We start from the raw sequence: 12,289 nt of genomic DNA, 5'->3' as shown, positions 1-12,289 counted from the left end.
ACCATGGCATGCGCCACGCCCGCCGATACCGCTAGCCCGACCTTGCGGCTGATGGTTTTCGGCGGCTCTAGCTTCACGCGATAAACCTGCGCTTGAGCAATACGTTCTACTAAATAGGCCTCGCTGGTTCCGACACTATCCACCAGCTTCTGCTCTAATGCTTCACTGCCGTACCAAATCTCTCCGGTGGCAAGTTTTTCAATATCCATGTCGGGCCGGTGCTTAGCCACGTAAGTTTTAAATAGGCGGTGAGTGTTTTCTAGGTCATCGATAAATTTCTCACGCCCTTCTTGGGTGTTTTCCCCAAGTACGGTCAACGTGCGCTTATATTTACCGGCAGTAAGTAGCTCAACATCGATATCGTTGCGTTTGAGAAGGCGATGAATATTGGGCACCTGGGCGACCACGCCAATAGAGCCAATCACCGCAAACGGCGCGGCTTTAATGTGGCTGGCGGTACAGGCCATCATGTATCCACCGCTGGCGGCCACTTTGTCGATGCATACCGTGGTGGTGAGCCCCGCTTCTCGCAGCCGGTCCAATTGAGCAGCGGCTAAGCCATAGGCGTGTACCAGACCACCTGCTGATTCCAAACGCACAATGACTTCATCATCAGTGCTGGCCACCTCAATCACCGCCGATACCTCTTGGGCGAATTGCTCGGCTTGCGAGGCTTTAATATCGCCATGGAAATCCAGCACCCATACTTTTTGGGCGTTTTGGGCCTCGCTCTTGTCTTTCTTGGCCGCCTTTTGCCGGGCTTTCTCTTCGTGGCGAAACGCCTTAACCAGCTTTTTACGTGCGCCATGCACTGTTGTTGTCACGCGTAGCCGACGATTGCGCGCCCGGCGTTGATCATTAAGCGACTCTACATAAAGCTTAAGGCCATGTTCGCTGCTCTCTTTATTACGCCGCATCATCACCAACAGAATCCCAGCAGCGGCCATCACTAAGGTTGTCTGCAGTAAAAATGTGCCCATTTCCGCGAGCCATTCAGTCATCATCACTCTCCTCTTGCTGTGTTGATACGGTTCAAATGTGAATTTTTTGCTCTCTAGCACGCAAACACTGCGTGGACTGCTAATGAGACTTGATTAAAACAAATGTTTAAAATAGTCTCACCCAAGGCATCAACTGCTTGTTAGCCGACTAACGCTTAGGAACTAATCTATGTCATCTAATACACTTGAAAAGTTGCAGTCCCGCTTCGACCCAGAGGCGGCAAAAGGGATGAATGAGGTTTTTCAATTTCATTTTTCCGACGCCGGCAGTTACTACCTGGATATCCAGCACGGTACGCTGGGTGTACATGAAGGTGAGCACGACGATCCATCGGTCAGCCTAAGCATGAGCACCGACACGCTAAAGGGCATTATGAGTGGCGAGATCAACGGCATGACAGCCTTCATGACTGGCAAGCTTAAAGCCACCGGCAACGTAATGCTGGCGACTAAGCTCACCAGCTTGTTCCCCAGCCAGTAAGCCTGCCCTGCTAGCGCCATCGCGCCAGGTGGGTTTCAATCAAGTCACGCGAAATTGAGTAAGGCGGCGGCAGCGACGGCAGCTGCCGCGGTGAAAACCACGCGGCGTCACTAATTTCTACGCCATCAATTTTGATGCGCCGCGTGGTGGCTTCGGCAAAAAAGCCAAACATCAGCGAATGCGGAAAAGGCCACGCCTGACTATGGTGGTAACGCAGTTGGTCCACATGCACGCCCACCTCTTCAAATATCTCTCGATGCACGGCCTCTTCCGCCGACTCCCCAGGCTCAATAAACCCTGCCAAAGTAGAGTAACGCCCAGGTGGAAAACGCGGGCTACGGGCTAGCAGCATCGCTTCACCACTGGTCACCAAAGTAATGATACAGGGCGAAATACGCGGATAGTTACGATGACCGCAGGCATAGCAGTGCATCGCGAACTCTGCTTCAAGCTTGGTCGCCTTTTCGCCGCAGCGGCCGCAGAAGCGATGGTTCTCAAGCCAGGCGCCTACCTGCAAGGCCGTTGAGAGCAGGCTGAACCAGGACGCGGGTAGCTCACCTAGCCACTGACGTCCATCAATCCAGTCATCGCCCGGCTTATTCTCTACCAGTAGCGCCACGGGTTCATCGTGCCAATAGCATAGCGGCTGCATCTGCTCGCTCCAGGGCTGCAACGGCTGTAACGGCGTTAATTCCCCCGTGAGCGGCGCTGGCGCAATATGGCTACGGGAGACACGGATGACCCGCCCCTCTTTGGCATGATGAGGAATTTCACGTTTAAGCATCGGCAGAGGCACCGTCTAGCGGCTCTTGGAACCAGCGCAACTGGTGCGCTTCGCATTTGGCTTGATGAGCGGCGTGCTCTTCAGCAGTTGGCCTCACCACCCGAAGTTGGCCTGGGGTTAGCGAGAGGCGCTGTATTGAAAGCCCTTCGCTCGCCTGATTTTGCTGTTTTTTGTCACCACCACTTTCTGCATCTAACGTTAGCGCCGTTTGGCCGCCGGTCATTGCTAGGTAAACATCAGCAAGAATCTCGGCATCCAACAGTGCGCCGTGAAGTACCCGGTGACCATTATCGATGTCGTAGCGCTTACACAGCGCATCCAGGCTATTACGCTGGCCTGGATGCATCTCCCGTGCCATGACTAGCGTATCCAGAATACGGCAGTGATCTCGCACCGGGCCTAACGCGGGTGCCTGGCGGCGCTTATTGAGTATGCCTAGCTCATGGTCAATAAAGCCGACGTCAAAAGGCGCGTTATGGATAACCAGCTCGGCCCCTTCAATGAACGCCCAGAAATCATCTGCGATCTCGGCAAAGACCGGTTCATTAGCCACTTTGGCATCGTCAATGCCGTGTACCGCGACCACTTCCGCGTCGATGTGGCGCTCTGGGTTGATGTATTGGTGATAGGTGCGCCCGGTAAACCGTCGATTGATCATCTCTACGGCACCGATCTCTACCAGCCGGTGACCATCTTTGGGGTCAATGCCGGTGGTTTCCGTATCTAGGATGACTTGGCGCATGCCGCTCTCCTCTGATGTTCATCGATGGCTTCGTTAGCCAATTCATCTGCGCGCTCATTACCGGGATGGCCGCTGTGCCCTTTTACCCAGTGCCACTCAACCTGGTGGCGCTGGGTTTCTTCGTGAAGGGTCTTCCACAGCTCAGCATTTTTGACGGGCTGTTTGGCCGCCGTTTTCCAACCGCGTTTAATCCAGTTATGAATCCACTGGGTAATGCCCTGGCGCACGTATTGAGAATCAGTCCACAGCGCCACTTCACAGGGCTTATTAAGTGTGCGTAGCGCCATAATCGCCGCCATTAACTCCATGCGATTGTTGGTCGTCTCCGCTTCATAACCTTTTAAGGTTTTTTGATGAGGGCCGCTTTCCAGCATCACCCCCCAACCACCTGGACCTGGATTGCCTCGACAGGCCCCATCGGTGTATACCGTCACCCGGGGCAGCCCCTCGGCTGCTTGCTTACTCACGCTCACTATCCTTTTTTAGACAACGTTGACCTGACGGGTATCGCATAGGGGCACCCGAGCGTGTAGCGCCTAACGATGTGGGTGACACAGGCGCGCGCAGCCCAAATTTCACACGTTGGATTGGTGCATGGCGTTGGCGACGCTGGGCTTGAATCATATAACTTTCGCCTAGCGGCAAATTATGCCGACGCCCCAACGCTTCCCAGCGCTCTCCGCAGGAGTTACTCATTGGGCCACGAAAACAGCAATAGTCTACGCGCTCCACCTCAAAATCGACAAACGCCAGCCAATCCTTCAGCCGATTCGCCGAGCGCCACTGACCATTCCAGGGGAAGTCCGACGGTGGCTTTCGCCAGCGCTGAGTCAACCCATTCAAGCCCAAGGGGTTGAAGCCGAACAGCACCAACATGCCGTTATCAGCCGTGACGCGTGCGGCCTCTTGCAGCGTGTAGTGCGCATCGGAAAGATGTTCTAACCAGTGGTGAATGACAACGGTATCGAGGCAACGGTCGGGTAATGCCAGCTGATCGGGGGGGCATACCAGCGTTGAGTCACTTTCGGCCAACGCGCGATTTGGCGACCAGCGTATCGGGTGTGCGATCGCCGACATGGTCATTAGCGCTGGCCCCATGCTCATCTCTAAGCTGTGCCCACCTTTACGGCCCTCAACCACCGGGCCGAGGCAGGCGCGTTGTGTTTCCCAGAGCGCGCGGCCCGCGTCTGTTTGCCAGTATGCCTGCGCGTTTGTCATACGCTGGGCGAGGCTGGTGGCCTTTGGCGAATTTGACATAAACGGCGCTTCCCTCCACAGTAACTGCTTTTTAACGTCGCTTTGCGCCAGATTTCGCGCACAGCAGCGCTTTTTTTGAATTTTCCGCATTTTAGAATTTAAAGGATCTCGCCCATGATGAGCGTGACACCGATTCCCGCCCTAAGCGACAACTATATTTGGCTAATAAGACAGGATACCAGTCAAAGTGTTTGCGTGGTGGACCCCGGTGAAGCCGCGCCTGTCATCGAGTTCCTCGAGCGTGAATCGCTCACTCTGGATACCATTCTGATTACTCATCATCATCAGGACCACACTGGCGGACTAGATGCGCTAACCAAGCGCTATTCACCCCGTGTGATTGGTCCTGACAACCCCAGCATCAAAGGAATTGATGAGCGAGTGGGCGAAGGGGACCAAGTACGCATTATGGGGCGTCTGTTTGAAGTTATGGCCACTCCTGGCCATACGCTTGATCACATTAGCTACTTTACGCCGGGTATTCCTGCCCTGCTTTTCTGCGGCGACACGCTATTTTGCGCCGGTTGCGGACGCTTGTTTGAAGGCACCCCAGAGCAGATGTTTACTTCATTGAACCGCTTTGCGGAACTACCTGAAGATACCCTGGTCTTTGCAGCACATGAATACACGCAGGCGAACCTGACGTTTGCACGTGCTGCCGACCCTGATAATGATGCTGTTACGCATGCACTGCAGGAGTGTGAGAAGGCACGGATGTTAGACCGGCCTACTTTACCCAGCACGATAGGACGCGAGCTGAAAATCAACCCCTACCTGCGCGTGGGCACCGATAGCGTGCGCCAAGCGGCAGGCTCTCAGGGGGCAAACGATGATGACCTCGCCACGTTCACCACTCTACGGGAGTGGAAGAACCGTTTTTAAGAACGCTATCGAATAGAAACGAACCAAACTATGACCTATCGAACGATTCGCCAGCGCTTACTGTTAAGCGCTGGCAGTACCGTAATAATGGGCCTTTTTCTGGCCGCAGCGGCAAACTCTCAAGCCTCTGCCACTGACACAAACCGCACCTATACCACTGTTAATGACGCATCGATGGACGATGGCAACCAGAAAAATGCCAATCGTTTTCAGCCTACTGCGTTGCATCACCACTTCTGGGAAGCCCTTGTGCTTGAACCCCAGGATGCCTGGAGCTCACTACGCTCAAGCTTCCAATGGCAGGAAAAAAACTTGCCTGCCGATGCTCAGGCTAGAGTCGATGAGTGGATTGAGTACTACCGCTCCAGCCCGCATAACATCGCGGCTATTACCGAGCGCGCCACCCCTTGGCTTGCCTGGATTGCGCAGCAGGTCAGCGACCGCGGTCTGCCCGGCGAAATTGCCCTGATTCCTTTCGTTGAAAGCTCGTTCGACCCCAGTGCGCGCAGTCACTTAGGTGCTGCTGGCCTGTGGCAGTTTATGCCGGGCACCGGCGATGCCTTAGGGCTGGTGCGTAACGGCAACTATGATGGCCGTTTGGATGTTGTGACTTCGACAGAAGCCGCACTGGATTATCTAGAGATGCAGGCAGATCAGTGGTACGAAGGCGACCTGATGCTATCACTGGCGGCCTACAATGCTGGCGCTGGCACCGTGAACCGGGCTCAGCGCCAAGCACAGAGCCAAGGGTTGGATGGCAAATACTGGGATCTTTCCCTCCCCCACGAAACCATGCAGTACGTACCTAAGCTCAAGGCAATTGCGACGATTATTAATGATCCCGAGAAATACGGTGTCAGCCTGCCGGATATCCACCCAGACCCCGCGTTTGCGAAAGTTCAATTGGAACAGCCGGTGAGCTTAGCCCAAGCCTCCCAGCTATTAGATGTCAGCCAGTCCGCGCTGGCCGAGCTAAATCCTGGCCTGCTGAATGGCAGCCTCGACCCACGCAGTGCACAGACGCTTCTAGTGCCTGAAGAAGTTGATACTCAGGTATTAGCTCAGCTTTCGCAGTCAGACGATGCTGTGCTTGCCTCGACCAGCACGCCTTCCGTGCATCGCGTTGAAAGAGGCGATAATCTTTCTGCTATCGCCGCGCAGTATAATCTTGATCAGCAAGACTTAATCAGGTGGAATGCTATAGATCGCCCGGGAGCACTGCAGCCAGGACAGCTGCTGTCGCTCTCTGGTCGTTAACACTCTCTGGCTACTAACGCATCAGATCAGTAGTTTAGAATTAAGGCTTTGCAAGGTGTTCACCTAGGTTTTGTTACTACAGGAAGTTGCCAATGCCACGTGGTGTGATGTTCACTAAAACGCTTTTGCTAATAAGCGGCTTGCTGCTGAGTGTGTCGCTATCTGCTTCAGATGAGGCCGTTGACACCACCACTACTCCTGTTGAAACGGTGCATGGGCTATCGCTTTACGATAGCCCGGAATTGCCGGAAGATTTCGCCTATTTTCCCCACGTTAATCCGCAAGCTCCTAAAGGCGGCTCCATTACACACACCGCCGTAGGCGGTAGCTTCGATTCCACCAATCCTTTTATTATTCGCGGAACGCCCGCCACCGGCATTTCTCAAATTTATGACACGCTGATGGCCAGCAACCCCAATGAGCCGTTTAGCCTTTATGGCTTACTAGCGAAAGGCGTGCGCCTGGATCCTGAGCGCCGCTGGATTGAGTTCGACCTACGTGAGGAAGCCCGCTTTCAGGATGGCGAGCCGGTCACTGCCTACGACGTAGTATTCTCCTTTGACTTGCTACGTGAAGAGGGTAACCCCTTCTATGCCAGCTATTATGCGGGCGTTGAGCAAGTCATCGCTATAAACGAACATCAGGTACGCTTCGAGTTCAACGATACCGAGTCTCGGGAGCTGCCGCTGATTGTGGCCCAGCTACCCATTTTGCCCCGCCACTACTGGGAACCCCGCGACTTTAGCGCGCCTACCCTGGCGGCCCACCCTGGCTCTGGCCCCTACCGGATTAGCGAAGTGGACCCAGGGCGACGCATTGTGTACCAGCGCAACGAGAACTACTGGGGCAAAGATCTGCCGGTCAACGTCGGCCGTTACAACATCGACCGTGTGGTATACGAATACTATCGAGACCGGGATATCGCCTGGGAGGCGTTTAAAGCCGGGTTAACAGATTTCCGTATTGATGCCCGCGCAGCCACCTGGGCCATTGGCTACAACTTTCCCGCCTACCAAGATGGTTTAATTAAGCGCATCACCGTTCCTGATGTAAACCCGTCGATGATGCAGGCGTTTGTCTTCAACCTCCGCGAAGAGAAATTTCAAGACCCACGGGTGCGTGAAGCCTTGAGCCTGACGTTCGACTTCCCCTGGTTAAACACCAATATTTTCTATAACACCTACACTCGCACGGAGAGCTTCTTCCAAAACTCGGAAATGGAAGCCATCGGCGAACCCTCCGAGGCTGAACTGGCGTTGCTCGAACCGTTTCGTGATGAGCTGCTGGCATCTCATCAGTCAGAGCGGCTTTTCACTGATCCACTCCCCATTGAGCATCCGGTGGAGCTTCGTGAACGCTTAAGGCTAGCGCTTAAGCTTCTGCGTGAAGCGGGTTACCGCGTCGATGATGGCGTACTGGTTAATGCCGAAGGCCGCCCACTCTCGCTGGAAGTACTGCTTTACGACTCCGGCTTAGAGCGCGTTGTGCAGCCCATGCTGCGGAACATGGCGCGCTTGGGTATCCAGACTTCCCTACGCATTGTCGATATCAACCAGTACCTTAACCGCGTACGGGATTATGACTACGACATAGTGATCAGCCACTTCCCGCAATCCAATAACCCCGGTAACGAACAGCGGGACTACTGGACCAGCGCCGCCGCCGAAGCGCCGCAAAGCCGCAATCGGATGGCACTGGCCCACCCCGCCGTTGATGCCCTGGTGGAAGAGATCATTCGGTCAGAAGACCGCGAGTCGCTGGATACCGCTACCCGCGCCCTTGATAGGGTGCTGCGCTGGGGCTTTTATGTGATCCCCCACTACCACTCCGGCGAGACACGCATTGCAGTATGGGATAAGTTTGGTTACCCGGAACCATTTCCCGCCTACGCCATGGATTTAGATGCCTGGTGGGTAGATAGCGAACGTGAAGCAGCGCTGCAGCAACGTAATCGTCGCCGCTAGCGTTTGTCGTTGCGGCTGACCTTCGTTTATCACAATCGCTCACAACAATAGCCTGTTTACATCATTTCGTGGAGTGCACTGTGGCACGTTATACCCTACGCCGACTGCTACTAATGATCCCGACCCTGTTCGGGATCATGCTGCTTAACTTCATGATTGTGCAAGCCGCCCCCGGCGGGCCGATTGACCAAATGCTGGCGCGTTTTGAAGGCGCTAACGCCATGGCCAGCACACGGCTGGATATGGGCGGTGCCGATGTACAGGTCAACGATGACTCCCGCGGGGCGCGCGGTATCGACCCGCGCTTTATCGAACAGTTGGAGCAGCAGTTTGGCTTTGATAAGCCTGCCCATGAACGCTTCATCGGCATGATGGCGGACTATCTCACCTTCGATTTCGGCACCAGCTTTTTTAGAGACAGGCCGGTGATTGACCTGATGATCGAGCGGCTGCCGGTGTCGATCTCCCTCGGTTTATGGACCACCCTGCTGGTCTATTTGATTTCCATTCCGTTAGGCATTCGTAAAGCCCTGCGCCACGGTTCACGCTTCGACGTATGGACATCGGGGCTGGTCATTGTCGGCTACGCGATTCCTGGTTTTCTGTTCGCCATTCTACTGATCGTACTGTTTGCTGGCGGCACCTACCTGGATTGGTTCCCGCTGCGCGGGCTGACCTCGCCGGATTTTGCCGAGCTATCCGCTTGGGGCAAAGTAAAAGACTACTTCTGGCACATCACCCTGCCGGTTATCGCGGCGGCCATTGGCAGCTTCGCCACCCTCACCATGCTAACCAAAAATAGCTTTCTGGATGAAATCCATAAGCAGTATGTACTCACTGCCCGAGCCAAAGGCGCCGATGAGCAGCGCGTGCTGTATGGGCACGTCTTTCGCAATGCCATGCTAATTATTATCGCGGGCCTGCCCTCGGCAATGATCGGTATTTTCTTTACCGGCGCGCTGCTGATCGAGGTGATTTTCTCCCTGGATGGGCTGGGCCTGCTGGGCTTTGAAGCGGTCATGCAGCGTGACTACCCGGTGATCTTCGGTACGCTGTTTCTCTATACCGTCATCGGGCTGCTGCTCAAACTGATCTCGGACTTAACCTATGTGTGGGTTGATCCGCGTATCGATTTCGCGTCGAGGGAGTCTTAATATGCACGTTCTTACCTCACGTCTCTCGCCTATTACCTTGCGCCGACTGGCGGCGTTTAAAGCTAACCGCCGTGCACGTATCTCGCTGTGGCTCTTTGGCATCCTGTTTATCATCAGCCTGTTTGCCGAGCTGATCGCCAACGACAAACCGATTGTGATGCAGTATGACGGCCAGTGGTACGTGCCGCTGCTGGTGGATTATCCAGAAACCGAGTTCGGAGGTTTCCTCCCTACCCGTGCCGATTACCTGGACCCGTTTATCCAGCAGCAGATCAGCGACCACGGCTGGGCGCTCTGGCCGATCATTCCGTTCTCCTATCAAACCCTGGATATGCAGATGACGCAACCCTCGCCTGCGCCGCCGGATAGCCGCCACTGGCTGGGCACCGACGACCAGGGCCGCGACGTACTGGCGCGAGTCATCTACGGTTTTAGGCTTTCCGTGGCGTTTGCGTTAGTGCTAACCGCTGGATCGTTAGTGATTGGCGTTTTTGCTGGTGGTATACAGGGCTACTTCGGCGGCAAGGTGGATCTCATTGGCCAGCGAGTAACTGAAATTTGGTCGGGGCTGCCGGTACTGTTTTTATTGATTATTTTGGCCAGCTTTGTACAGCCTGGCTTCTGGTGGCTGCTGGGTATCATGCTGCTTTTCTCCTGGCTGGGGCTTGTGGATATTGTTCGTGCCGAGTTTTTGCGGGCCCGCAACCTGGAGTACGTTCGCGCCGCCAAAGCCATGGGGCTTCCTTCACGGCTGATTATGTGGCGACACGTACTGCCTAATGCCATGGTCGCCACGCTGACGTTTATTCCCTTTCTGTTCACTGGTGCCATCGGCACGTTAACCGCACTGGACTTCCTCGGCTTTGGGTTGCCACCGGGCGCTCCATCGCTGGGTGAGCTAGCCGCCCAGGGCAAAAATAACCTGCACGCCCCCTGGTTAGGGATCACCGCCTTTATGACCCTGGCGATCATGCTTTCCCTGCTGGTATTTATTGGCGAAGGCCTACGCGACGCCTTCGACCCACGCCATGTTAAACAGCGTCCTACCTCTATCCAGCAAACCTCTGTCCAGGAAACGTCTCATGTCTGAGCCTACTGCCAAACCGCTACTGCAACTTAATGAGCTAACGGTAGCCTTTGACGGCAAGGTCGTGGTGGAGGCGCTGTCGCTCACGGTCAACGCAGGGGAAACCTTGGCCATTGTAGGCGAGTCAGGCTCAGGAAAATCGGTCTCTGCCCTGGGCGCCATTGACCTGCTGCCCAGTAACGCAGAGGTACGCGGCGAACGCTGGTTGGAAGGAGCCGATCTTAACAAGCTAAGCAAACGCGACTGGAACGGCATTCGCGGCAATCGCGTGGGGTTTATTTTTCAAGAGCCGATGACATCGCTCAACCCGTTGCACCGCATTGGCAAGCAGATTGGCGAAACGTTGCGACTGCACCAAGGGCTGAGCGGTTCAGCCGCTCGCAGCAAAGCAAAAACGCTGCTTGAGCAAGTCAAACTGCCTCGCCCTGACGAGTTGCTGGATGCTTGGCCTCATCAGCTCTCTGGCGGTCAGCGCCAACGGGTGATGATCGCCATGGCCATTGCTAATAACCCTGCGTTACTGATTGCCGATGAACCCACCACCGCACTCGATGTCACCGTGCAGCAGGAGATTCTCGCGCTGCTTAAAGAGCTGCGCGACCAGCACGGCATGGGCGTACTGCTGATTAGCCATGACTTAAACCTGGTACGCCGCCACGCCGACCGCATCTGCGTGATGTATCAGGGCAAGGTTCAGGAAACCGGCCACGTTGCTGAAGTGTTTAGCAACCCACAAAGCGATTACACCAAGGCGCTGATTGCCGCCGAGCCCGAAGGCCGCCCCGCTGAGCCAGTGAATACCACACCGTTACTGACGGCTCAGCAGCTACGGGTCAGTTTTAAGCGCCCTAAGACAGGTCTGTTTCAGCGGCAACCGCCGGCGTTTGAGGCGTTAAAAGCCACCAACTTGACCATCGCCCCAGGGGAAACGCTGGGCATAGTCGGTGAATCAGGTTCCGGTAAAACGACGTTGGCATCAGCGATTATGCGCTTGGTGACTAGCCAAGGTGAGGTTCAGTTGGGTGATGCTGCGCTCAGCCAGCTCTCGGGTGACGCGCTGCGCCGCCAACGCCATCGTCTGCAGATGGTGTTTCAGGACCCCTACGGTGCCCTTTCACCGCGGATGCCGGTATTCGATATTGTCAGTGAAGGCTTGCGCTTTCACTATCCAAAGCTTAGCGATGCGGAAGTGGCCGAACGGGTACACCGCACCTTGTGGGAAGTCGGCTTACCGGAAAGCTGTGCGGCCCGCTACCCTCACGAGTTTTCCGGCGGACAGCGCCAACGCATTGCCGTAGCCCGAGCGATTATTTTAGAGCCGGAACTACTGGTGCTAGATGAACCCACTTCAGCGCTTGACCGCACCGTGCAAAAGCAGCTGGTTGTGCTGCTGCGCGAACTGCAAGCCCGCCGCCAGCTTAGCTATCTGTTTATCAGCCACGACCTTGCCGTGGTAAGGGCGATGGCCCATCGGGTCATGGTGCTAAAAGATGGCGAAGTGGTCGAACAAGGCAACTGCTTGGACGTACTTGCTGCCCCTCAACACGCCTATACCAAAGCACTCATCGAAGCTGCGCACTTGTACTAAGTGCCTGCTTAACTTTTTGTTTAAGCAATTTTTCGGGTGTTCTGCTGCCTTTAGTCGAAACAAGATAACGGTATAAAATATAGTGTTTTTAC

12 protein-coding genes are annotated in these 12,289 nt (G+C 55.1%); 7 read left to right on the top strand and 5 right to left on the bottom strand.

The window, feature by feature from the left end:
• Window positions 1-1,001 (bottom strand): protease SohB (gene sohB, locus BIS10_RS06825; RefSeq protein WP_253503742.1); only part of this gene is annotated, 1,001 nt, incomplete at its 3' end.
• Window positions 1,002-1,170: 169 nt separating this feature from the next.
• On the opposite strand from sohB, the gene BIS10_RS06820 reads away from it, so the two are divergent.
• Entirely contained in the window at window positions 1,171-1,482 is a 312-nt protein-coding gene (locus tag BIS10_RS06820; protein ID WP_253503739.1) for an SCP2 sterol-binding domain-containing protein, read from the top strand.
• A gap of 10 nt (window positions 1,483-1,492) precedes the next feature.
• Here BIS10_RS06820 and nudC read toward each other — a convergent pair whose 3' ends face one another.
• The 4 genes from nudC to BIS10_RS06800 are packed head-to-tail and all read right to left on the bottom strand — an operon-like array spanning window position 1,493 to window position 4,265.
• Window positions 1,493-2,266: an NAD(+) diphosphatase gene (gene nudC, locus BIS10_RS06815; protein ID WP_253503736.1), complete on the bottom strand. Its 774-nt coding sequence runs from the start codon at window positions 2,264-2,266 to the stop codon at window positions 1,493-1,495.
• The gene (gene dnaQ, locus BIS10_RS06810; protein WP_253503733.1) at window positions 2,259-3,008 is read right to left on the bottom strand and encodes a DNA polymerase III subunit epsilon; all 750 of its coding nucleotides are present in this window, start codon (window positions 3,006-3,008) and stop codon (window positions 2,259-2,261) included. The genes nudC and dnaQ overlap by 8 nt, the downstream gene beginning before the upstream one ends.
• The gene (gene rnhA / locus BIS10_RS06805) at window positions 2,990-3,475 is read right to left on the bottom strand and encodes a ribonuclease HI (protein WP_253503730.1); all 486 of its coding nucleotides are present in this window, start codon (window positions 3,473-3,475) and stop codon (window positions 2,990-2,992) included. Before rnhA ends, dnaQ begins: the two co-directional genes overlap by 19 nt.
• Complete coding sequence (locus BIS10_RS06800) at window positions 3,468-4,265, bottom strand: class I SAM-dependent methyltransferase (RefSeq protein ID WP_253503728.1); 798 nt, start codon at window positions 4,263-4,265, stop codon at window positions 3,468-3,470. The genes rnhA and BIS10_RS06800 overlap by 8 nt, the downstream gene beginning before the upstream one ends.
• Before the next feature lie 114 nt (window positions 4,266-4,379).
• Between BIS10_RS06800 and gloB the strand changes: the two genes are divergently transcribed.
• The 6 genes from gloB to BIS10_RS06770 all read left to right on the top strand — a co-directional run bounded on the left by gloB (window position 4,380) and on the right by BIS10_RS06770 (window position 12,197).
• Complete coding sequence (gene gloB, locus BIS10_RS06795; protein ID WP_253503724.1) at window positions 4,380-5,147, top strand: hydroxyacylglutathione hydrolase; 768 nt, start codon at window positions 4,380-4,382, stop codon at window positions 5,145-5,147.
• Window positions 5,148-5,177: 30 nt separating this feature from the next.
• A complete protein-coding gene (locus BIS10_RS06790; protein WP_253503721.1) occupies window positions 5,178-6,404 on the top strand; it encodes a transglycosylase SLT domain-containing protein in 1,227 nt (408 codons plus the stop codon).
• A 92-nt stretch (window positions 6,405-6,496) separates the two neighbouring features.
• Window positions 6,497-8,368 (top strand): extracellular solute-binding protein, encoded by a 1,872-nt coding sequence (locus tag BIS10_RS06785; protein WP_253503718.1) that lies wholly within the window; start codon window positions 6,497-6,499, stop codon window positions 8,366-8,368.
• Window positions 8,369-8,448: 80 nt separating this feature from the next.
• Complete coding sequence (locus BIS10_RS06780; protein WP_253503714.1) at window positions 8,449-9,522, top strand: microcin C ABC transporter permease YejB; 1,074 nt, start codon at window positions 8,449-8,451, stop codon at window positions 9,520-9,522.
• A 1-nt stretch (window position 9,523) separates the two neighbouring features.
• Complete coding sequence (locus BIS10_RS06775; protein WP_253503711.1) at window positions 9,524-10,612, top strand: ABC transporter permease; 1,089 nt, start codon at window positions 9,524-9,526, stop codon at window positions 10,610-10,612.
• On the top strand, window positions 10,605-12,197 hold the full coding sequence (locus tag BIS10_RS06770) for an ABC transporter ATP-binding protein (RefSeq protein ID WP_253503708.1): 1,593 nt from the start codon (window positions 10,605-10,607) through the stop codon (window positions 12,195-12,197). The genes BIS10_RS06775 and BIS10_RS06770 overlap by 8 nt, the downstream gene beginning before the upstream one ends.
• The last annotated feature ends 92 nt before the right edge of the window (window positions 12,198-12,289 follow it).

It is taken from the genome of Halomonas sp. 707B3 (assembly GCF_024158645.1).
In the GTDB taxonomy this organism is placed as follows: Bacteria; Pseudomonadota; Gammaproteobacteria; order Pseudomonadales; family Halomonadaceae; genus Vreelandella; species Vreelandella lionensis.
Note: the sequence above shows the minus strand (reverse complement) of the source record. Positions and strands in the feature narration are given on the sequence as shown.